This window comes from Balneola sp. (assembly GCA_003712055.1).
Lineage (GTDB): Bacteria > Bacteroidota > Rhodothermia > Balneolales > Balneolaceae > RHLJ01.
In genome coordinates, this window is the sequence record RHLJ01000004.1 from 446,279 (window position 1) to 468,701 (window position 22,423).

At 42.2% G+C, this 22,423-nt stretch carries 16 protein-coding genes and 1 tRNA gene; 13 read left to right on the forward strand and 4 right to left on the reverse strand.

The window, feature by feature from the left end:
* Positions 1-3 precede the first annotated feature (3 nt).
* From uxuA to ED557_11780, 8 genes are all read left to right on the forward strand, one after another.
* Positions 4-1,212, forward strand: a complete 1,209-nt coding sequence (gene uxuA / locus ED557_11745; GenBank protein RNC83363.1) for a mannonate dehydratase — start codon at positions 4-6, stop codon at positions 1,210-1,212.
* On the forward strand, positions 1,209-2,612 hold the full coding sequence (locus tag ED557_11750; GenBank protein ID RNC83364.1) for a glucuronate isomerase: 1,404 nt from the start codon (positions 1,209-1,211) through the stop codon (positions 2,610-2,612). The genes uxuA and ED557_11750 overlap by 4 nt, the downstream gene beginning before the upstream one ends.
* Before the next feature lie 2 nt (positions 2,613-2,614).
* Positions 2,615-3,652: a sugar kinase gene (locus ED557_11755; GenBank protein RNC83365.1), complete on the forward strand. Its 1,038-nt coding sequence runs from the start codon at positions 2,615-2,617 to the stop codon at positions 3,650-3,652.
* Positions 3,649-4,302: a bifunctional 4-hydroxy-2-oxoglutarate aldolase/2-dehydro-3-deoxy-phosphogluconate aldolase gene (locus ED557_11760; GenBank protein RNC83366.1), complete on the forward strand. Its 654-nt coding sequence runs from the start codon at positions 3,649-3,651 to the stop codon at positions 4,300-4,302. The genes ED557_11755 and ED557_11760 overlap by 4 nt, the downstream gene beginning before the upstream one ends.
* Before the next feature lie 44 nt (positions 4,303-4,346).
* Positions 4,347-5,300 (forward strand): TRAP transporter substrate-binding protein, encoded by a 954-nt coding sequence (locus ED557_11765; GenBank protein ID RNC83367.1) that lies wholly within the window; start codon positions 4,347-4,349, stop codon positions 5,298-5,300.
* A gap of 49 nt (positions 5,301-5,349) precedes the next feature.
* Positions 5,350-5,763 (forward strand): TRAP transporter small permease, encoded by a 414-nt coding sequence (locus ED557_11770; protein RNC83427.1) that lies wholly within the window; start codon positions 5,350-5,352, stop codon positions 5,761-5,763.
* Complete coding sequence (locus tag ED557_11775) at positions 5,763-7,049, forward strand: TRAP transporter large permease subunit (protein ID RNC83368.1); 1,287 nt, start codon at positions 5,763-5,765, stop codon at positions 7,047-7,049. The genes ED557_11770 and ED557_11775 overlap by 1 nt, the downstream gene beginning before the upstream one ends.
* 102 nt (positions 7,050-7,151) lie before the next feature.
* Complete coding sequence (locus ED557_11780; GenBank protein ID RNC83369.1) at positions 7,152-9,623, forward strand: carboxypeptidase-like regulatory domain-containing protein; 2,472 nt, start codon at positions 7,152-7,154, stop codon at positions 9,621-9,623.
* A 253-nt stretch (positions 9,624-9,876) separates the two neighbouring features.
* On the opposite strand, the gene ED557_11785 is transcribed toward ED557_11780, so the two are convergent.
* The 4 genes from ED557_11785 to ED557_11800 form a co-directional block, all read right to left on the reverse strand.
* Complete coding sequence (locus ED557_11785; GenBank protein ID RNC83370.1) at positions 9,877-10,062, reverse strand: hypothetical protein; 186 nt, start codon at positions 10,060-10,062, stop codon at positions 9,877-9,879.
* 74 nt (positions 10,063-10,136) lie between these two features.
* Positions 10,137-13,262 (reverse strand): T9SS C-terminal target domain-containing protein, encoded by a 3,126-nt coding sequence (locus ED557_11790; protein RNC83371.1) that lies wholly within the window; start codon positions 13,260-13,262, stop codon positions 10,137-10,139.
* A 201-nt stretch (positions 13,263-13,463) separates the two neighbouring features.
* Entirely contained in the window at positions 13,464-13,652 is a 189-nt protein-coding gene (locus ED557_11795; GenBank protein RNC83372.1) for a hypothetical protein, read from the reverse strand.
* A gap of 469 nt (positions 13,653-14,121) precedes the next feature.
* Positions 14,122-15,036 (reverse strand): OmpA family protein, encoded by a 915-nt coding sequence (locus ED557_11800; protein RNC83428.1) that lies wholly within the window; start codon positions 15,034-15,036, stop codon positions 14,122-14,124.
* A 203-nt stretch (positions 15,037-15,239) separates the two neighbouring features.
* On the opposite strand from ED557_11800, the gene ED557_11805 reads away from it, so the two are divergent.
* From ED557_11805 to ED557_11825, 5 genes are all read left to right on the forward strand, one after another.
* Positions 15,240-15,316 (forward strand) — tRNA-Ala (locus ED557_11805).
* A gap of 103 nt (positions 15,317-15,419) precedes the next feature.
* Positions 15,420-16,643, forward strand: coding sequence for a hypothetical protein (locus ED557_11810; protein ID RNC83373.1), 1,224 nt, complete (start codon positions 15,420-15,422; stop codon positions 16,641-16,643).
* A gap of 12 nt (positions 16,644-16,655) precedes the next feature.
* Entirely contained in the window at positions 16,656-17,399 is a 744-nt protein-coding gene (locus ED557_11815; GenBank protein RNC83429.1) for a hypothetical protein, read from the forward strand.
* A gap of 109 nt (positions 17,400-17,508) precedes the next feature.
* Positions 17,509-20,187: a hypothetical protein gene (locus ED557_11820; GenBank protein ID RNC83430.1), complete on the forward strand. Its 2,679-nt coding sequence runs from the start codon at positions 17,509-17,511 to the stop codon at positions 20,185-20,187.
* Between the two features lie 3 nt (positions 20,188-20,190).
* Entirely contained in the window at positions 20,191-22,356 is a 2,166-nt protein-coding gene (locus tag ED557_11825; protein RNC83374.1) for an adenylate/guanylate cyclase domain-containing protein, read from the forward strand.
* The last annotated feature ends 67 nt before the right edge of the window (positions 22,357-22,423 follow it).

A 22,423-nucleotide genomic window follows, 5' to 3' on the forward strand; every position in this document is an offset into this window, starting at 1 on the left:
ACGATGAGTTTAACCCAGGCGTGGCGTTGGTATGGTCCAAACGATATGGTATCCTTATCTGATATCGAACAGTCTGGTGCAACGTGTGTGGTACATGCCCTACACTCAGTTCCGGTAGGTGAGCTTTGGGAAATCGAAGACATCCAAAGAAGAAAAGAGCTGATCGAAGTAGACCAAGAAACAGGAAGGAAACGGAAATTGGCGTGGGGAGTGGTTGAAAGCCTGAATGTTCATGAAAGTATCCGGCAGGGTTTAGATGATCGAGACGAGTATATAGAAAAGTACATTCGGTCCTTAAAAAATCTGAGTAGTGCGGGTATAACTATCGTGTGTTATAACTTCATGCCATTGCTGGACTGGACCCGTACTGACCTTAAATTTAAAATGGAAGATCAATCCCTAGCCCTTCGCTTCGATTGGACAGCTTATGTTGCCTTTGATTTATTTATCCTGCAACGATCGGGAGCAGAGAACGACTATTCTGAATCAGAAAGAAAGCAGGCGGAAATCTATTTTTCAGAACTCAATGCAGCCCAGATTGAAGAGCTGACGGATACTATTTTACAAGGAGTGCCCGGAACTTCTACTGTTCTTTCACTAGCAGAGTTCAAAGATTTGCTCGAAAGCTATTCAGCGATTGATGAAGAAAAATTCAGGCAAAACTTCGTCTATTTTCTAGAGCGAGTAATTCCCGAAGCCGAAAAACTAGGGATTAAGATGTGTTGTCATCCGGACGACCCTCCGTTTAATCTTTTTGGGATTCCCAGGATTGTATCTACTGAAAAGGATTTAAAGTGGTTAGTTGAATCAGTTCCAAGTCCCAGCAATGGTATAACATTCTGTTCTGGTTCTTTAGGCCCAAATGAAGCTAATGATTTACCCCAAATCATCAGGAATCTTAGGGATCATATTCATTTTATTCACTTAAGAAATGTGCAACGAGAAGAAGGAAAAACATTCTTCGAAGCCAATCATCTTGAAGGAAGCGTTGATATGTTTGCGGTTATGCAAGCTTTGGTGGAAGAATCAAAAAGAAGAGAATCGGTTGGCAGAAAGGATGTTTCCATACCTTATCGCCCGGATCATGGACATCAAATGCTGGACGATTTGAACAAGGAAATACCCTTTCACGGATACTCTGCCATTGGGAGACTACGGGGTTTGTCGGAATTGAGAGGCCTGGAATTAGGGATAGAGAGGTCGGCATCATGAAGCAATCATTTATCCATGATGATTTTCTGCTCGAAACAGAAGTTGCGCGGAGGTTATATCATGAAGTAGCAAAACCACTGCCGATCATCGATTATCACAATCATCTCTCTCCAAAGGATATTGCCAGTAACCGAGCATTCGAAAATCTGACTCAGATTTGGCTAGAGGGTGACCACTACAAATGGAGAGCCATGAGGGCTGCTGGTATAGATGAACATTTCATCACTGGTGAGGCATCCGATAAAGAGAAATTTTTAAAATGGGCCGAAACGGTCCCCAAGACGCTTAGAAACCCTCTCTTCCATTGGACACATCTTGAATTGAAAAGATACTTCGGAATTGATGAGTTACTGACCCCTGAAAACGCAGCATCCATTTTTGATTCGACGAAGGATCAGCTGCAATCAGAAGAATTTGCCGTTCAGGGACTTTTAGACAAAATGAACGTCGAGGTGATTTGTACGACTGATGATCCCGTTGACAGTCTTGAATCGCATCGGGCATTCAAGGAAGGAAATCAATCACTAAAGCTCCTACCCACTTTTCGACCGGACAAATTCATGGAAGTAGAGGATTCGACGTTTTTTCTAGCCTACTTAAAAGAGATTGAAGAACAGTCGAATATTGAGATTACAAATCTGGATGATCTTTTAACTGCTATTAAACAAAGATATAACTATTTCGAATCTGTGGGTTGTATGCTTTCTGATCATGGGCTATCAAAAGTCCCAGCTGTGCCATTTACTAAGAATAAGGTCGAGTCAATTTTTCAAGATCTGCTAGCAGGAAAGGAATGCTCCCAGCAAGAAAAAGAGCAGTTTAAAGGTTTTCTCCTTCAACAATTTGCAATGCTGGATTATGATAAGAATTGGGTAATGCAGCTTCATATAGGCCCAATAAGAAATACGAATTCGAGGTTGCTAAGCCAAATTGGAAGGGATGCTGGGACAGACTCAATTGGAGATTTTCAGCATGCCGAGTCATTACAATTCTTCCTGGATCTCCTGGATAGCAGCAACAGTTTACCGAAGTCCATTTTGTATAATGTTAATCCCGCTGATAATGAAGTATTTGCTACCATGGCGGGTAATTTTAATGATGGGAGTGTTCCTGGGAAAATACAGTGGGGTTCAGCATGGTGGTTTTTGGATCAACTTGATGGGATGACCAATCAGATTAATACCTTATCCAATATAGGCTTGTTGAGTACATTTATAGGGATGCTTACCGATTCAAGAAGCTTTTTATCGTTTCCTCGCCATGAATATTTCCGCCGTTTATTATGCAGTTTGATAGGACACGATGTGGAGAAGGGGCTTTTACCAAATGATGAGTCCTTACTTTCGGAATTAGTCGGGAATGTTTGTTATTTCAATGCGAAAAAATATTTCGGGTTTTAACTATGAAAAAAGTGATCACTTTCGGAGAAATCATGTTGAGGCTATCCCCTCCGGGATTCCAGAGATTTACCCAGGCAACCTCCTTTGACGCTGTATATGGAGGAGGTGAATCTAACGTAGCAGTATCACTTTCAAATTTTGGGTTACCCGTTGATTTCGTTTCCAGGATTCCCAAAAACGAGATAGGAGATTCAGCAATTAATGTACTTAGAAGTCGCGGAGTAGGTACAGATCAAATTATCAGGGGAGGAGACAGACTGGGGATATATTTCCTGGAAACGGGAGCAGTGGCCCGGGCGAGTAAGGTGATTTATGATCGGGCAAATTCTGCCATGTCAATGATAAAACCAGGTATGATTGATTGGGAGTCTGTTTTCAAAGAGGCTAATTGGTTTCATTGGACGGGTATTACCCCTGCAATTTCCCAAAGCGCTGCTGATGTTTGCCTGGAAGCAGTAAAGGTAGCCGATAGTATGGGGGTTACTATTTCAACCGATCTTAACTACCGAAAGAAGCTTTGGAAATATGGAGTTGATCCAGCATCCATTATGACTCCACTTGTAGAATACTGCGATATCATTCTCGGAAATGAAGAGGATGCTGAAAAGCACTTTGGTATTCACCCAACTTCTGTTGATGTGACCGAAGGAGCATCAGTTACTGCAAAAGCCTTTGAGTCTGTTTGTATCCAAATGATGGAGAAATTTCCAAAAGCCAAAAAAGTGATTACAACCTTACGAGGTTCAAAAAGTGCATCACATAATTCATGGGCGGGAATACTTTATGATGGGGAACAGGTATATACTTCCAAAAGCTATGAAATCACCCATATTGTAGATCGAGTTGGTGGAGGAGATAGTTTCATGGCCGGATTGATCTATGGACTTCTTCAATTTGAAGGGAATGATCAAAAAGCTCTGGATTTTGCTGTAGCTGCATCCTGTCTAAAACATACCATTGTTGGTGATGCAAATTTGGTTACCGTAGAAGAAGTAGAAAAATTGATGGACGGCGATGGTTCAGGGAGAGTAAGCCGATGAGCGAAGAGCTGCTATCCAAGATTGCCGAATTTCCAGTCATTCCTGTGTTTTATCATGATGATGTAGAAACAACTGTAAATGTTGTGAATGCATGTTATACAGGAGGAATGAGGGTCTTCGAATTCACAAACCGGGGAGAAAACAGCGAGGCTATCTTTAAAGAACTCATTCAAGAGTCGGAAAAATTTCCAGGGATGGTTTTTGGCACTGGGACAATAATGAATAGAGATCAGGCTGAAGTCTTTTTAGGATTAGGAGCTGAATTCATCGTTTCGCCCATTATGGATCCTGAAGTTGCGTCGCTATGCGGTACTGAAAACAAACCCTGGGTTCCAGGTTGTGGGACACTCACGGAAGTTATAAGCGCGACACGTTTGGGAGCAGAATTAGTAAAGGTATTTCCCGGAAATGTGCTAGGTCCTCAGTTCATTAAATCTTGTTTAGGGCCTTGTCCTCATTTAAAATTAATGCCAACTGGTGGGGTTAAGCCAACTCAAGAAAATCTAAGTGGATGGTTTAATGCAGGAGTATTCTCTGTGGGAATAGGTTCAAGCTTGTTTGATAGTGAGAGTATAAAACCAGAGAACTTTCAGAAACTGGTAGATAAGATTTCACAAGTTAAAACGATGGTTAACTCCTTTTCCAATTGATCAGCAGTAAAGCTCATATCATCATCAATAAATGTTTTTTAGCCATGCTGTTGTTGGCATTTTTGAACAGTTCTTGTTCAGAGAAGGAGCAATCTAAAACGCTGCGCCTTGCACATGGTCTTGATGTTAATCACTCTGTGCATATTGCTATGGTTAAAATGGGTGAAGAACTGGACAGGCTTTCCAAGGGAAAACTCACTATTCAAATTTATCCAAATCAGCAATTAGGCTCAGAAAGAGAGCTATTGGAGTTAGTGCAGCTTGGCTCAATCGATATGACGAAATCCTCGGCCGCTGTAGTAGAGAGTTTTTCACCTGAATACAAGGTATTTGGCATTCCTTATCTGTTTACTACCGATGAACATCGTCTAAAAGTGTTAAATGGAGAAATTGGACAGCGTATTCTGAACAGTAGTACAGATTATAATCTCAGGGGGCTGAGCTATTATGACTCGGGTAAAAGAAGCTTTTACACTAAAGATCGGTTAGTGGAAAAACCATCGGACCTAAAAGGATTAAAAATCCGTGTTCAGCAGAGCAACACAGCAATTCAGATGGTTAACAGTTACGAAGCTTCAGCCACACCAATAGCATTTGGGGAGCTTTATAGTGCTTTACAACAAGGAGTAGTAGATGGTGCCGAAAACAATCCCCCAAGCTTTTATCTGACCCGACATTATGAGGTGTGCAGGTATTACATATTAAATGAACACACCGCCATTCCCGACATACTTGTAATTAGCGAGATAACGTGGAAAGAACTTAATGAACAGGAAAGAGCCTGGGTGAAAGAAGCAGCTGATGTTTCCAGAAAATTACAGTTCGAGCTTTGGGAGATTTCAGAACAGGAATCTTTGGATGCTGTAAAAGCAGCTGGTGTGGAAGTAATTTATCCTGACAAAGAACCATTTAAAGAAGCGAGTAAGGAACTCATTGAACGCCTAACAGAAGACCCATTAGTAAGAGAATTATACCTTCAAATCCAGGATCTTGAATAAGCTAACACACTATATCACCGTAAGCCTTAAGCATGTATTAGTACTGCTTATGTCTGTATTGGTCATAGATGTTTGTTGGCAGGTATTTTCAAGATATGTACTTCAGGATCCCAGTTCATTCACCGATGAATTGGCAAGATATTTACTTATTTGGTTGTCCTTGTTGGGGGCGGCCTATGTAACCGGTAAGGATGAGCACATAGCCATTGACCTGCTTTCAAAGAAGATGAATGCTACAGCTAATGTTGTTCTAAAAAATAGCCTGGTTTTATTTTTTTCTCTTAGTGTGTTGGTATTTGGCGGGATTTACCTGGTTACTACAATGCTGGCGCTAGAGCAGCTCTCCGCTACCTTACAAATTCCAATGGGGTATATATACCTTGTAATTCCTCTCAGCGGTTTTATTATGTGCTACTATTCGGTGGCGAATTTAATCTCATTCTTTAAAGAAGGGAGAGATTGATGGAGGTGCTTATACTCGTTCTTAGCTTTTTAATCCTGCTGGCACTTGGAATTCCCATCGCTTATAGCATCGGTTTAGCCAGCATATTCACGTTGCTCCTGAGTATGGAGCCTATGATAGCATTTGCTACAATCGCACAACGAATGGCTACGGGCTTAGATAGTTTTTCATTATTGGCTATTCCATTTTTTATCCTGGCAGGTCAATTGATGAATAGGGGAGGTATAGCTACGAGGCTCATTGATTTTGCACGATCTCTTGTTGGAGTACTTCCCGGAGGATTGATCTATGTGAACATAGTGGCCTGCATGTTGTTTGGAGCAATTTCGGGAAGTGCTGCTGCTGCTGCTTCCGCCATTGGTAGTTTTATGATTCCTAAAATGGAAAATGAAGGTTATCCTAAACCCTTTAGTGCTGCGGTAAATATTGCTTCCAGTACTACCGGGTTAGTAATACCTCCAAGTAATGTGTTAATCATTTATAGTCTGGCAAGTGGAGGAGTTTCCATAACCGCCCTTTTTGTGGCAGGATATATACCAGGCTTACTGATGGGATTAGCTTTGGTCGGTGTCGGATATGTGTATGCATTAAAAAAAGGATTACCTAGAGAAAAAACTTCTTCTTTGATAGACATCGTAAAGAGCTTTACTAATGCTATTCCGAGTTTATTCTTATTAGTGTTGGTGATGGGAGGAATTATTGGCGGGATTTTTACAGCAACTGAAGCTTCTGCTATTGCAGTTGTATATGCCCTGTTGTTGTCGATGGTTTTTTATAAAGAGCTTAAGATAGCCGATCTCCATAATGTGATTCTTGAAACGGTTAGAATATCATCTATTGTCCTGATTCTAGTAAGTACATCTATTGCCATGAGCTGGGTACTCTCGTTCGAGAACATTCCTCAGGATTTGAGTTCATTTCTACTCACAATCAGTGAGAACAAAATTCTCATCCTGCTCATCATCAATTTGATGCTACTCTTTGTTGGAGTGTTTATGGATATCACTCCTGCTGTACTGATCTTCACCCCAATATTTCTTCCTGTAGTGACTGACCTTGGTGTTGACCCAATTCATTTTGGGATCATAATGGTTATGAACTTATGTATCGGTTTATGTACCCCCCCGGTTGGCTCCATTCTTTTTGTAGGTATTTCAGTAGCAAAAGTTAAAATAGAAGAAGTGATCAAGCCGTTAGTACCGCTGTTTATTGTATTATTGGTTGTGCTTTTGATTATAACATTTGTTCCACAACTGAGTTTATTTTTACCAAATCTCCTTAATTGAGAAAACACTTTCAGTTTTGGGTTAGTACCCATATATAGCCGAAACAATACTTCATTTATTCAGTAAACCGATCGTTTTTAAATTCATAGTTTTAAAAGGAATATGAAAAAATTTCTTTGGGTTATTCTCCTTGTTACGCAGGGTACATCACTATATGCTCAACAACTGATCTCGGGGAAGGTTGTTGATGCCGAAACTAACGAGCCCCTCCCTGCGGCTCATGTCATTATTAAAGGAACCTATCAAGGAACCATTGCCAATGCTGATGGTGAGTACAGTTTAAGAATAGACACCTTTCCTGCAACTATTGTGGTACGTTTTTTAGGATATGAAAGCCAGGAGCAGATTATATCATCAGCCGATGAAAGCCCACTCGATTTTTATATGAAAGAGGCCTTCCTGGAACTTGATGAAATAACAGTAACGGGTGAAGATCCGGCAATTTCTATCATGAAAGAGGTGATTCGAAGGAAACAAATCTGGCGAGCCAATCTTAGCACTTATCAGGTAGATGCCTATACCCGACAACAGATTTTGAAGGACACGAGCATCGTTTCTATTACAGAAAGTATTTCCGAAGCATTTTGGGATAAAGAGAGAGGAACCCGGGAAATTCTTAAATCAAAACGGCAGACTGCAAATATTGAAGGTGCTGATAATTTTGCCGGGGTAAGTTATTTACCCAATTTTTATGACGATAACCTAGAGATCGTTGAATTCGATGTAGTAGGGGTGACTCATCCTGATGCCCTAAAGTTCTATGACTTTGAGTTGGTAGATTTCACTAAAATAGATGATGATATAGTTTTTGAAATCAACGTGACTTCAAAAAGAAAACTCCAACCCCTTTTTGAAGGAACCATCTTTGTATTAGATCACGAGTATGCACTTATAGCTGTTCGCTTAAAACCAAACTCGGTCATTGTATTTCCTCCTCCCATCAGGAACTTTGATCTCTATTATGAGCAACAATTCAGTGATTTTGGAGGAGATTTTTGGCTCCCGGTAGATTTCAGAATGGAAGGCTCCATAAAAATCGGAGTGCCAGGACTTCAATTTCCCCCAATTGGCTTCAAGCAGATTTCAAAATTAAACGACTATAAAGTAAATAGCGCACTTCCGGATTCCATTTTTGAGCAGTTCAATTTTATGAGAGTAGATTCTTCTACGATTGGTAAATCCGATTCTTTATTCGTGAATACCGTAGATGTGGTTCCTTTATCTGCAAAAGAAGAATACGCTTATGCCACAGTTAAATGTAATACCAGCTTAGAAGAAGAATTTCGTCCCAAAGGCTTTTTGGTTAGGTTCATGGATCTTGATGATGGGGACGATGAAGGGCAGAGAGGAAATTGTACAGAAGCTGAGATCGCGGCTGATTCAACACTGGCAACAAGTTCGTCAACAAGAACAAGGCGTGTTCGAAAAGAACCCGGTCCGGTTAAAAAATTTATGAATGATCTTGCAGTAGATGCCCGATTCAATCGGGTAGATGCGGTATACGCGGGGCTTAAACATGAGAAACGCTTCGCAAATCGGAGAATAGAGACCACAACCAAATTGGGCTTTAGTACTGGATACGAGGAACTTAACCATGGAATAGATGTCTCCTGGTGGCCACTTAAAAAAACAAGGCGATTTGCGGTTGAAGCTGGATATGAATTTACTACTGACACCAGGTATCAATCAGATTTGTATGGAATGGTTTTCACTAGTGGGATGTCGTTATTTGGGTATGAAGATTACTTTGATTATTACCGAAGAGAAGGGATTTATGTAGGAGCCAGGTTTAGACCAAGGAGATCATTTGGAACCCGCTATTTTTTCAAATATAGACTTGAGGATCATCAATCGATTGATTTCAAAACCAGTTATGACATCATTGGTAGTTCAACGATTCAGCGACTAAACCCACCGATTAATGAAGGAACTTTAAGTTCTATTGAACTAAGAATGGAAAGAGGGGAAGGCAAAGAAGCTCTGGGGGTAATTGGTGCTGACAACGTAATGTTGAGTGTAGAGCAATCTCTAAAAGCGATGGGAAGTGACTGGGATTTTACCCGTTTTAAGATCGATGTGTATCGCAGATATAGCACATTTTATAAAAGAAGGTTCATACCGAATTCACTTGATCTAAGACTTAATGCCGGAACCTATCTAGGAGATTTACCGGTACAAAGAAATGGAGCTGTCGATGCTGCGTTAGGTTATTTTACCCCATTTGGCGCATTTAAATCTAAAAGATATATCCCATTTGAAGGAGCTAGCTATGCAACTCTTCACGCAGAGCATAACTTTAGATCCATTCCTTTTGAAGCTTTGGGATGGAGAAAGTCAGCTAAATCAGGGATAAGCCTAATTGCTTTTGGAGGGATAGGTAGAACATGGATCCCAAATGAGCAGGAGCAATTCTTTAATGCAAACCTGGGCTATTTACCGACTTCAACTAATGAATGGCATGGTGAGGTAGGTTTTTCTATAAGTAATATCTTTAGCTTATTCAGGGTAGATTTAGCGTACCGGGTGGATAAGCCGGGATTATATCCTGGTATTTCCTTTGCCCGATTGTTTTAAACAATTCCCATTTAAAAAGTTATCCTGAGCCCTTCCGCCGAATATTACTTTGGAAGGCGGAGTTGTTTCAGGATCTTTAACTAGCTCGATGGAAATAAATATTAGCCATTTCTTAAGACCCTGAAATAGAACATTTTGTATAGATTCATGAAATCCCAGTATTCAGCGTTGTCATTGAATTATCTAACATATACAATTTCGATCCTGGCGAAAGCCAGGAGAAGCAATCTCAGCGAGGGTGGGCAGGAAGGGGCTATTCATTGATAGCTTTTTTGCGAAGCCTTCTCCACGCATACACTCCGCCTGCTGCTGCAAGCAGCCCAAGCCCGCCGTCGATAGGCGCCTGGTCAGGGGCCCCGGGTAGTCCTGGCTGGGCCGTAGCCAGCTCGGTGATGAATACTGCGATTGCGAAAAGGGTGAATACTGCTCGGAAGTTCATGTCTATGTTTTTTTGATAGGAGACAGGTGAGAGGTGAGGGATGCGCCTCACTTATCACCTGTCACTTATCCTTATTATTTAATAAGCGTCATCTTTCGGGTTAATTGTTGTCCTCCGGTAGTTAGCCGGTATACATATATCCCGCTGGAAAGTGAGGATGCATCGAAGTTCACTTCATAGCGCCCTGCGGGCTTTTGTTCATTCACCAGTTCGGCTACCTTTTGCCCCACCAGGTTAAAGACCTCCAGGGAAACCCGGCCTGCACGGGGCACCTCAAACAGAATCCTCGTACCAGGGTTGAAGGGGTTCGGATAGTTCTGCGCAAGGGTAATTTGCTCCGGCAGGCTTGGGTCGGGTTGTGTGTTTACTCCAACTACCGGAGTAAGGACAAGTTCAAAGCGGTGCCCGTCAGCCTTTGCTTTAGGGGCAGCCAGGGTAGCAGGCATGGTGCCTGTTTCTTTCGCTTGAATGCTTCGGATTTCAAGGGTGAGGGGTTCCTCGTGGGGTACCTCAACGACATCTTCTGTCTCCAGGTCTACGAGGGTGATCGTCCAGTCTTCGAACAGTTCGAGTCCTTCGAAGGTGACTTCGGCTGAAGAAGTAGTACCTACCCCGGACAAATCCAGCGGTATACGAAGTTCTTGCTGATAGTCTATCGGCAGGGCGTTGATCTGCAGCTCCTCATTATTACTGGAGAGTGTAGCCAATTTTAGATAACTGGAAGCCAGTGGTGTGAGGGCAAGCCCGTCGAAGGCATCCCGGGTTACTTCCCCTCCTTCCTGGAAGGAAAGCCAGGCGTCGGCAGAAAAGCTACCTGCTTCCGCGTGGATTTTTAAGGCCTTAGGCTCGGTGTCCACGCTCTTCAGTACACTCACCGTGGTAAGCACAGTATCTGCTTCCTCGATGGTCAGCGAGCCACTGCCCCCGGAGCCCTGGATAAAGAAGCCCTGGAAGGCACCTATTTCCCCATCGGTAATATTTCCTGTTGAGCCGTTCCAGGTCTGCCAGGTGGAGTTGGCATCATCGTAGATATACACGGTTTCGGAGAGCCCGCTCTTGGTAAGCAGGTCCCAGTCAATGGGATAAAAGTAAGGGTTCCCCGCAAAAAAGAAGTCGGAGTCCGCGAGATCGCTAACCGGGGTCACACTGCCGGAGTTGACGCTCCCGTCCCCGCCATACTGATTGGCGGCAATGTATTTCGGGAAACCTTCCGCAGAGCCATCAAAATCATCGTCACTAAACAGGTAGAGCAGGAACCCATTGCCCGCGGATAGACTATCTGTTGTTTGGTCGCTCAAGCCCGTCCAGTCCTGGGCGCTTTCGTCCCAGACCCATACATTATCATCGCCTGAGGGGCCATCAGAGCCGGTAAAGCCCTGGGTCCAGAAGCCTCCCAGGAGTTCATCAAACACGGTGCCATTGCTAGGCGCGGCCAGGGTCCGGAAGCCCTCGTCCCCGGTGACGGCCTCGGAAATGCTATTGAAAAATACATGGGTCTTACCGTAACTTGAATAATTAGCAAAACCGGTCGCTCCGATAATCATATCGTCAACGCCATCTCCATTGATATCTCCGGAAGTTAGAGAGTACCCGGCAAGGCTGCCGTAACCGGAAGTATATGTTCCATCTAAGGCAAAGCCAGTGTCTCCATCTAAGGAGGATAAGTCGATGGAGGCATCAAAGGTAGTCGTGTCCCCAAATACCACGTAAGTCATCCCTGAAAGATTAACTCCGGCAGTGTTATTTGCAATTGGTGCGCCAATAATTACATCATTAATCCTATCTCCGTTCACATCACCGGAGGCCACAGCGAACCCACTTTGATCGCCTGCGCCTACCCCATTCAGGGTAAATCCGTTACTGCCATCCAGAGAGGATAAGTCGATGGAGGCATCAAAGGAGGTTTGCCCGAAGACCACATAGGTTTCCCCGGAACTAGTCCCGTTAGGGTCTGCTCTATCTACGCCAATAATCACGTCGTCAATGCCATCTCCGTTGATATCACCCGAAGCTACCGCTTTACCGCTTTGATCGTTTGCATCAATGCCATTCAGGGTAAAGCCAGTACTGCCATCTAAGGAGCTTAGTTCGAAAGAAGAGCTAAAGGTCGTGGACTGGCCAAATACTACGTAGGTTTCCCCTGCCCTGCTGTTACCATTCGGATCCGCAAAGACTGCGCCGATAATCACATCGCCAATGCCATCGCCATTAATATCAGCGGAAGCAACGCCAATACCTGCGTCATCGCCTGCATCTATCCCATTCAGGGTAAAACCATTACTGCCATCCAGGGAGGATAAATCGATGGAAGAATCAAAGGAGGTTTGCCCGAAGACCACGTAGGTTTCCCCGGAACTAGTCCCATTTGGTGGGTCTGCCTGGTGTGCGCCGATAATCATATCTTTAATGCCATCTCCATTGATATCGCCGATAGCTACCGCTTTACCGCTTTCATCGCCTTCATCTATCCCATTCAGGGTAAAGCCATTACTGCCATCTAAGGTGCTTAGCTCGATCAACGAAGATCCGCTAAAGCTACTCTGTCCAAATACCACATAAGTTTCCCCGGAACTGTTACCATTCGGATCCGCATAGGGTGCGGCGATAATCACGTCGTCAATGCCATCTCCGTTGATATCACCCGAAGCTACCGCTTTACCGCTTTGATCGTTTGCATCAATGCCATTCAGGGTAAAGCCATTACTACCATCTAAGGAGCTTAGCCCTACCAAAGAAGTAAAGGCGGAAGTTTGACCAAAGACCACATAAGTTTCTCCTGCATTGCTGTAGTCATTCGGATCCGCAAAGGCTGCGCAGATAATAAGATCGGATATTCCATCTCCGTTGATATCACCGGTTGCTATGGATCTACCGGCATAATCGTAAAAGTCTACCCCATTAAATGTGGTGCCGGTAGTTCCATCTAAATCAGAAAGATCTACGGATGTTTGCGCCGAAGCCTGAGAGGATACTAGCAGCGGGGAGAGCAGTAGCGAAGCAAGAGCTAGCCTTCGGCTAACTACTACAAATTTATGTGTGGCGATTCGCTTGATGAAGCCCCAAAGCGGGCGGTGTTGGTCGTCTGCTCCTTCTATCCAGCATGCTTCCAGGCCGGTTACCTTTGAAAGCCATGTATATAAGGAGTGTACTTTTCGGTGGGGTTCAATAACAACTAATGGACGGTTCTCTGTCTCTTTCATGATTCTTTTCCTCGAGAATATTTAAGTACCCATAAGTTGGGGTTAGCAGCAGTAACAAACCGGACAAAAGCTGCTACGGAACGGACAAAAACACTAACAAATCGGACATTTGTGGAGCTTCCTGAGCGTCTGTGCCTTGTAGCTTTTTGATAGGAGAAAGGTGATAAGTGAGGGAGCCCTCACCTTTCTCCTTTCTCTTATTTATTTAATCAATGCCAGGAGAAGCAATCTCAGCGAGGTTGCCCGCCTTCCCCCGACAGCTTCATATATCTGATGGTGAATATTGCTTTTGTCATTGCTGTAGAAGTCAGGCCCGCCTTCAGTAGCATACTTGCGGAGGACAGGTAATTCGATGACCGTTTTGGTTAAACTCAGTGAGTCCTGATTCATTTCTAACCGCTTTTTAATGAGGTCATCCCGAACTTGTTTCGGGATCTTATGGAATGGCTGTAAATCTACTTTTTATCGCTACCCCTTACACCAAGAAGAATACTTTTTCGATACATTCTATTTCTATTCTCTTGATCAATTCATTGCTCAGAGATAGAGCCTTATGCTTTTAGAATGTTGATTAACCAGAGATATATTCCTTGTTATATTTTTTGAGGTACTTTATAGTTCCAATCCTCACAAAGATCCCGAAACACGTTCGGGATGACCCTGAAATAGGACATGTTGTACAGATTCATGAAATCCCAGTATTCGGCGTTGTCATTGAATTACCGGACATATACAAGAGTGGCGCATAAAAGGATTAGATGATTAATAAGTCGACAAGAATAGGCTCTAAAGTTTTTTAAACAAAAAAGGCGAATCGAGATGATTCGCCTTTTTAATTTCTATAAGGGTGTAAATTAGATTACATGCCTTTGCTGTACTTTAATGTACTAATCGGGTGAGATTCAGCTCTTCTGTTTTTCTCACATCCATCATTGTCTTCTTTCTCAGAAACAGAGCACTCAACTGGAGCTTTTCCTAGACCTCGAGATTCAATTCTGTCCTCAGAAATTCCATTGCTAGTGTAGAACTCAACAACTGCAGCAGCTCTTCTTAAGCTCAAACGTAAGTTGTACTGGTCGCCACCTACATGATCAGTGTAAGCATCAACACGAACCCTGAAAGCAGGAGCGTTATTTAATAGCTCAACATTGTCAGCTAACTGCTGGGCAGCTTCATCAGAAAGGTTAGAACGGTCGAAGGCAAAATTAACTGTTCCAAAGGCATTATCATCTATATATACAGGATCAGAGCTATCATTTGGGTTAGTTCCCATGTCTAATTCCTGGCCATCAGTAAATCCATCACCATCACTATCAGCGTTAGTAGGATCAGTGCCGTTTGCGATTTCATCAACATCAGAAACTCCGTCACCATCTGCATCACCATTAGCGTCATTTGGATCAGTTTTGTAAGTGATTACTTCATCATAGTCAGAAAGGCCATCACCATCAGAGTCTGTGTTATTTGGATCGGTGTTGTAAGAATTTACTTCATCACCATCAGAAAGGCCGTCGCCATCAGTATCTGCATTTGTTGGGTCAGTGTTATATTCATTTAACTCTTCACCATCAGTAAGTCCGTCACCATCAGTATCAGGAGAAAGAGGATCTGTTCCTGCTTCATAAATTTCTACATAATCATTAACTCCATCGCTATCGGTATCGAGAGTTCGGAGAGTCTCCTCATCCAGCGATTGAAGATATTCTAGAGTTCTTTCTGGAGGGGGTAATAATTCCGCTGGTCCCGAGCAATTGCTTATAAACAATGCTACCATGAGAATACCCGGGAGAAAGAAGGAGATTTTGGAATTTTTCATCATTAGTGTTTTAGTATTGAATGTTAGTTTACTAATTGGGGCTAAAATAGCGGTTTGCCCTTGAATTAAAAAAAATCTTTAGCGAATAAAATAATGAACTTTAAGCAAAATACGAGAACATGTTTGGGCTGGGAGTTTCAAATTTTTATCTTTGCTTTTTCGGGGCTATAGCTCAGCTGGCTAGAGCGTCGCGCTGGCAGCGCGAAGGTCTGGGGTTCGAATCCCCATAGCTCCACAAAAGCTTTTCCAACCGGGAAAGCTTTTTTTGTTTGTACAATTCTAATTGTTTGTGATAAAACATCGCCTCATATTGTAAAGAATTAACAAATAATGGGGTTTGTATGAAAAAATCAGTTTGGTCCAAGACCATTTTTCTTTCATGTATAGTCTTAATTATAAACTTTGTTCCTGCCTCTAGCGCGTTTTCGCAAACCGATAAACTCACCCTAACTTACACGTTAAACCCGGCTTTGGAGAATGCGCAAATCTTAAGCCTTGCAGGTTTAGGTGTGGATAGTAAGGGAGCAGGCCCGGTTCTTATTTCAGGCTCATTGGTAAATAATACTAGTGAAACACTTACCAATTTATTTTTCGAATTCACAATAGTATCCGGGAAAAATGGAGTACTTGCTGAGGTTACTCAACAGGCAGCGTATCCTTTTACCCTTGATCCTGGTCAGGTAGTGTTTGCAACGAATAATGATATCCAAAACGAGCATATACCAGGTGTAGAAGAAACAATGCGTTTTGATGGAGGGCTTACCGTTGAGGGAGAAGAGTTCTTAGAAAGTCTAGAGGGTACTGAATTACCAGTAGATATTTATTCAGTTACAATGACCATTTTTCAGTTCAATCTCGCCGAAGGTAAGGAAGTTCTTGTAAGCGAAACGGTGCAGGTAGGTGGTAGCTCTGATGGAGTGGTTATAGATGAGCAATCTATTTTCCTTAAGACTCCCGGAGATGTAATTGCTTCTGAAGCGACGATTTCCAATCCTTTTCCACAATTTAGCTGGGAGGGAGATGCAGCGAATACTTACAGAGTTGTGGTTGTGAATGCGAATGGGTTAGATAGTCCGGAGACTCTTATTCAGGCTGCATTAAGTTCAAATCCTACGGAAGCTTTAGGTGGCTCAATACTGGCTCCGGCTGAAAGAGGCTCGTTACTTGAATTTGAAAACCTTGACCTGACTGTTCTTGGAAACAATCTTCAATTTCCATCTTCAGGAGTACTTCCGCTTGAACCAGGGCAGCTTTATTATTGGCAAGTACTAACAGAGGTGCAAGGAGCCAGTGGAGAAGGTGAGAGCATAAATTCTGAGATTTGGCAGTTTAGGTTGATAGCTCCTGGTGAAGAGGTTACTCTGGTCCAGATCGACCAGGATACTTTTGATGCACTGATTACGCTCATTGGAGAGGAAGAATATGCCAGCTTAACCGAAAGCGGCTTTTCATTCGAAGGGATTGAAATAAATGATCAGATAGTAACAGGAGCCACAGCTTTACAATTATTAGCTGAGATAATTCAGAAGATTGATGACGGTGATATAATTCTGGGTTCGAATTAAGGAGGGATGAAAATGAAAAAACTATTTTCAACAGTTACACCATTAGTACTAACCGTAGTGTTAGCTTCAATGCTCGGAAGTGATCTCTATAAACCGGTAGTGGTTGAGCAAGACCGCCCATTAGCTATTGTTAGACGATTCAAGCCTCAGGTACAGCTGAATTCAGTTGAGAAGAGGTTTGTGCTTGATCTAACAGAAAATATAGGCGAGCAGTTGTTTAATGGAGATACGCTATCCACAAATAAGGATGGATATGCACTGGTTATTTTTATGGACAATAGTATTGCCAAGGTTAAGCCCGAGTCCATGTTAATTGTTCAGGGTGAAAGCTTGGCCAGTTCAAAATTATCAAATCGCCGCATAAGCCTGGAAAACGGTGAGATATTTATGGAAGTAGAACCATTAGGTTCAGGAACATTTGAAGTAGCTACTTCTCGTTCACTCGCATCCGTAAAAGGAACCAAGTTTGGGACAAAATCATATGGCTATATTTGGGTTGAAGAAGGTCAGGTTGACGTAACAGCGACCAATTCCGGGCAAACCATATCCTTATTTGAAAAGATGTTTGCTGAGGTAGACAATACCGGGAATAATATCAATTCAGGTAATCTTTCTGACGAAGAACTGGATGATTTGGAAGAAGGGTATGATGAACTGGATGAGGATTTAATCGAACGTACAATCATTCTTCGCTTTAGAGATGCGAACGGGCAGATCAGGGAAATCCCAATCAATATGTTTGAAAAAGGAAATTAAACCACGCTATTTAGGTTTATTTTTGGGATATTAATCCCGTTTATTATGTGTCAACCACTAACAAAGCATGAAAAAAGGGGTATTAAGGGTTGTTTACGCTGTATTGTGGGTGTTGGTATGTGTTGGAGCCAGTAATGCGCAGTTTGTAATACAACATCAACAGCCTACAGTATTAGATCGAACCACAACAAACAGACTGGAGTTTTTTGTACCTGGGGTAACAGAAAATGATGTGGTAGAGGCTCAACTCTTTTACAAAAATGAGGGAGAGCTGGGGTTTTCACAAAAAGAAATTTTTTTTCAGAACGGATCTTTTACTGTTCAGCTAACACCGCAGGAGCTTAGGGGAAGTACTCTTGAATATTACTTTCAATTGACATTAAGAAACCAGGAACAGGATTTTTTCTTTCCTGAAACTCTGCCCGCTGAAAATGCCATTGAGGTTCCGATTGTGGATGGACAGGGAACTCCTGCCTTAAATAGAGCAGAAGGCATCGACTACTCCATATTATCACCAGCACCGGGTAGTGGTCTTGCTAAAAACGACTTGTACATCGCAGTTGCGTTGTTTTACGATGAAGCTGAAATAGAGGAAGGAGAATTTCAGCTTCTCGTAAACGGGGAAGATGTTACTGGTTTAGCCGATACCTCTGATTACTTCATTTCATATTTGCCAAAAAACCTTGGACAGGGAAATCATATAGTGAACCTTAACTATGTTACTAATGAAGAAACTCTGGAAGTAGTCTCATTCCAGTTTAAAGTTATTGATCCACGCCGCGCTGCATATCAAGGTTTTGAGCCCCGCTTAATTCCTCAAGGCCGGGTAGAACTAACGGCTAGAAACCAGACTATTTCCGGAGATATAAATAACGCCTATACGGGTAGGTCATATCTAAATGGCTCTTATGGTCTTTTCAAGTATTCTCTAAACGGGTTTTTTACTTCGCAAGAATCGGATCGACTTCAGCCCCAAAACAGGTATGGAATTGATCTAAGTTTTGGAAAGTGGTGGGAATTCGAGGCAGGTCATGTATATCCCAGGCTAAGCAAGTTCACTATTTCCGGGCGAAGGATTTTTGGGATTAATACTTCGTTGAATGTTCTTTGGAATACGGTCAATGTTCAATTTTTATATGGAGAAGTAAGCAGGAAGGTTACTAATATCTATTCTACTGTAGAAGTAGATACAGTGTTTGCGGGAGGTATTCCTCAGGATACGACGTATACACTTAGCTATCAGGATAATGGAAGGGGAACCTTTGCACGAAAAATTATAGGGGGAAGGATAGGTTTGGGTAATCCCAGGAAATTTCAATTTGGGATACAGGCCATGAAAGTGGAAGATGATACTTCTTCTATATTCAATATTGTGGATTATAATGATCTTCTTTTATCACCTACATTATCCACAGGGCTTTCATTACAAGACCAGGTAAGGCTGGGTGAGCAGCCGGAACTACTCAGTATTGAGGGAGGAAGTGTAAGACCAAAAGGCAACTTTGTAGCTGGAGCTGATATGAGGTTTTCCCTGGCAAAAAACCGCATTCGTTTTGAAACAGAAACCGTTGCCAGTGCCTTAAATGATGATATTTATGGAGGGCCCTTAGATTCACTTCGGGCAGCCGATATTGGGTTTGAAGATATCAGCCAGTCAGATCTTGATATTCTAAATGACCTGGCCCGTTTTATCATCATAAATGAAAACATGAGTGTTATCCCTATACGTATTAGGGGAGTTGGAACTGATACTACCGAAGCAGAAACTTTTTTTCCAACATCTATTCTGGGTTCGGATACTGAACTATCTTTTGTATATCCAAAAAATACATTAAGTATTCAGTATCGTTGGGTAGGGCCGGATTTTGTTTCTTTGGCCAACTCTACCATTCGAAGGGATATAGCTGGGTTTACTATTCTTGATAGGTTCAGGATGCTTCAAAATCAATTATATATAACCCTTGGCTATGAAGCCTTAAACGATAATGTTTCTAATACGAAAGGAGCGACGACAGAAACGAAGTCTTACCGGACTAATGTGAGCTGGTATCCCATAAATCAGAAGCTGCCTAAAGTGAGTGTTGGTTTTCGATACAGAACCAGAGACAATGATGTAACCAGGTTTAATCCGGAAGTACCTCTAGGTCTCGAAAATGCCGCGGTACAAAACTTAAGTATTGTTGATGGGGATACGTTAATAACAGAAGTGCCCAGAAAGAACAACACATTCAATCTAAGTTTGTCTGTTACGCAACAATTCAGGTTTATGGATATGGTGCACGATGCAACCGTAAGCTTCTCATCCTTAAATACCCGCGATGATGTATTTGCTTTTGGAGATGCTCAAAATGCGGCTTTCTCGTTAAATATTGGATCAAGATTTGAGGACATACCTTTGCGTACTCAGTTTGGAACAACCATAAACAACACACAGTCAGGCAATGGGCAGTTAGATATCGATATCTTTGGTATGTACTTTGGCGGGACTTATTTCATGCTGGAAGGAAAGCTTACACTCAACAGCAGGCTCGCATTTACAAGTAATAGGTCCAAGACACGATTCCTTAGCCTGGCTAATTCTGATGACAGCGACTTTTTTAACGATTACTATGTATTGAGTGATGACAGGACGTCTTCTCGTTTTGGAACCTATGTTTTTATAGCTGGTGCTGAATATCGCCTTGATAATAACCATTCTTTTTTGTTTGATTCAAACTTCACAAACGTATCCGGCGCAGGTTCTATAAACGATCGTGTTGTACAACTTCGCTACATCTATCGATTCTAATACATGAAGTCCTCTCCCAAACGCAAAAAAGGAGTAGCATTTTACATCGTCATTGCTTCAGCGGCATTCTTTTTGTCGTTATTGATAGCAAGTACTGAACAAGTTCAGAAAATCGAATTATCTCTCAGGGATTATCTTTTTGAAATTCGTGGCCCCTTATCGGTTGAGGACTCGCCTATAGTTATGGTAGCCATTAGTGAGAACGCAGATTCTGAAATTCCTGAAAAATGGCCCTGGCCAACAAGTATTCATGCTAAGTTAGTTCATAACTTAAACCGGGCAGGCGCTAAGGCAATTCTTTTTGATGTGCTGTTTACCCAGCAAGATTCATTCGATCCACGAAATGATACTTTGTTTGCAGAAGCTATCGCTGAATATGGTAATGTAATTCTAGCAGGGGACGTAGAAGATATTATAGAAATAAATCGACCTACCTCATCCATTTTTCCCCTGCCTGTTTTAAGAGAAGACAACCCAAATCAACTGGGCTTTGTAAGTACCTTTCCTTATCTGGATGGATATGTACGAACATATAACATTGGTAGACGGTACCAGGGTACTGATTACTTGATGCTAGGTTTACAAGGCTTACGGCTTTTCAATGACATTCCGGATGAAGAAATAGATGAGTTCGATCAGAATTCAAAGAATGAGTTTTTTAAGCTCGGACCATACCAGATACAACGGGATAACCTCAATAGTTTTATTGTGAATTTCTATGGTTCTGAAGGTATGTTCCAGACGGTTTCCTACGAAGAAGTAATTGACGATTCTTCGTACACCACAATAATGGAACAAGAAATTCCAGATATCAACTCTTTTGATAATCCTGATTTCGGAGATGGTCATTTACAGTTAGGGACCTTCAAAGATAAGATTGTCATTGTTGGCGCTACCATGCCAACACTTCAGGACTTTCATGCTACTCCGTTTGCTTCTGCTGAACTACCCAGACCCGGTTTCGAGATTCATGCACATGCTATTCAAACTATTCTTGATGGTACCTACATAAGCCGTCAAAAAAATGGAGCAAGAATTCTCATTATTCTGGTGTGTTCTTTTTTGATTGTTTTTGCCAACCGGAGCTTAGGGCTGGGGTGGTCCTTAGGATTAATGCTACTTTTAATTGGGGGTATCTATGGAGCTTCCATTTTCCTGTTTTTGCAATACAGCTTGATGATAAGTGTAACCGGAGTTTGGTTAAGCGTGCTTATTGGTCAGGGCGGTACCATAGGATATGAATACTTTAATGAGCAAAAGGAAAAGCGAAGGATCAAAGGGATGTTCTCTTCTTATGTATCTCCCCAATTGGTAGATCAAATGATCGACTCAGGTGAGGAGCCAAAATTGGGAGGGGAAGAAGCGTATATCACAGCCTTTTTTAGTGATATTGTTTCCTTCTCAACATTCTCGGAAAAGCTGGAGCCGAAACAGTTAGTATCTCTTATTAATGAATACCTGACAGCAATGACCGACATTATAAACACTCAGGGAGGTACCTTAGATAAATTTATTGGGGATGCCATCGTGGCCTTCTTTGGAGCGCCTGTACAAATCCCCGACCACGCATTAAAAGCATGTATCTCTTCTCAGCTTATGGAAAGAAGGTTGAATGAGCTCAGAGAAAAGTGGAAAAAAGATAACTGGATTGATATTGTTTGGAACATGCAACATCGTATGGGCATGAATACCGGTGAGATGGTTACTGGAAACATGGGTTCAGAGCGAAGATTTAACTATACCATAATGGGAGATAATGTAAACCTAGCTGCCAGGTGCGAAAGTGGAGCCAAGCAATACAATGTGTACACTATGCTTACAGAAACTACCAAACAAGAAGCTGAGAAGTATGGAAATGATTGTGTATTCAGGATGCTGGATAACATCGTTGTAAAGGGACGAAGCCGGCCCGTGAAGGTATATGAAATAGCCGGACTGAGAGCAGATGCTTCTCAGCAATTACTTGAAAGTGTTGGATTGTACGAATTAGGGATGGAGAACTATTTTAAACAAGAATGGGATGAGGCCATAAAGTACTTCAGCCAATCTCTGCCTCTCGAAGCTCATCCCAAAAACCCCTCTCAGATATTTCTTGAGCGATGTGAGTTTATGAAACAAAATCCGCCTTCATTAGATTGGGATGGAGTTTTTGTAATGACGAGTAAGTAATAAAAAAGCTCAAACTAGTAGCCGAAAAAACTTGATACTAGTTAACAATAGGTCGTATCTTTTAGGT

Bases quoted from the DNA above. Each gene is read 5' to 3' on its own strand.
- ED557_11795 (RNC83372.1), bottom strand. From the start codon at position 13,652: ATGAATCAGGACTCACTGAGTTTAACCAAAACGGTCATCGAATTACCT.
- ED557_11755 (RNC83365.1), top strand. From the start codon at position 2,615: ATGAAAAAAGTGATCACTTTCGGAGAAATCATGTTGAGGCTATCCCCT.
- uxuA (RNC83363.1), top strand. From the start codon at position 4: ATGAGTTTAACCCAGGCGTGGCGTTGGTATGGTCCAAACGATATGGTA.
- ED557_11825 (RNC83374.1), top strand. From the start codon at position 20,191: ATGAAGTCCTCTCCCAAACGCAAAAAAGGAGTAGCATTTTACATCGTC.
- ED557_11800 (RNC83428.1), bottom strand. From the start codon at position 15,036: ATGGTAGCATTGTTTATAAGCAATTGCTCGGGACCAGCGGAATTATTA.
- ED557_11790 (RNC83371.1), bottom strand. From the start codon at position 13,262: ATGAAAGAGACAGAGAACCGTCCATTAGTTGTTATTGAACCCCACCGA.
- ED557_11775 (RNC83368.1), top strand. From the start codon at position 5,763: ATGGAGGTGCTTATACTCGTTCTTAGCTTTTTAATCCTGCTGGCACTT.
- ED557_11750 (RNC83364.1), top strand. From the start codon at position 1,209: ATGAAGCAATCATTTATCCATGATGATTTTCTGCTCGAAACAGAAGTT.
- ED557_11760 (RNC83366.1), top strand. From the start codon at position 3,649: ATGAGCGAAGAGCTGCTATCCAAGATTGCCGAATTTCCAGTCATTCCT.
- ED557_11780 (RNC83369.1), top strand. From the start codon at position 7,152: ATGAAAAAATTTCTTTGGGTTATTCTCCTTGTTACGCAGGGTACATCA.
- ED557_11810 (RNC83373.1), top strand. From the start codon at position 15,420: ATGAAAAAATCAGTTTGGTCCAAGACCATTTTTCTTTCATGTATAGTC.
- ED557_11815 (RNC83429.1), top strand. From the start codon at position 16,656: ATGAAAAAACTATTTTCAACAGTTACACCATTAGTACTAACCGTAGTG.
- ED557_11785 (RNC83370.1), bottom strand. From the start codon at position 10,062: ATGAACTTCCGAGCAGTATTCACCCTTTTCGCAATCGCAGTATTCATC.
- ED557_11765 (RNC83367.1), top strand. From the start codon at position 4,347: ATGCTGTTGTTGGCATTTTTGAACAGTTCTTGTTCAGAGAAGGAGCAA.
- ED557_11770 (RNC83427.1), top strand. From the start codon at position 5,350: ATGTCTGTATTGGTCATAGATGTTTGTTGGCAGGTATTTTCAAGATAT.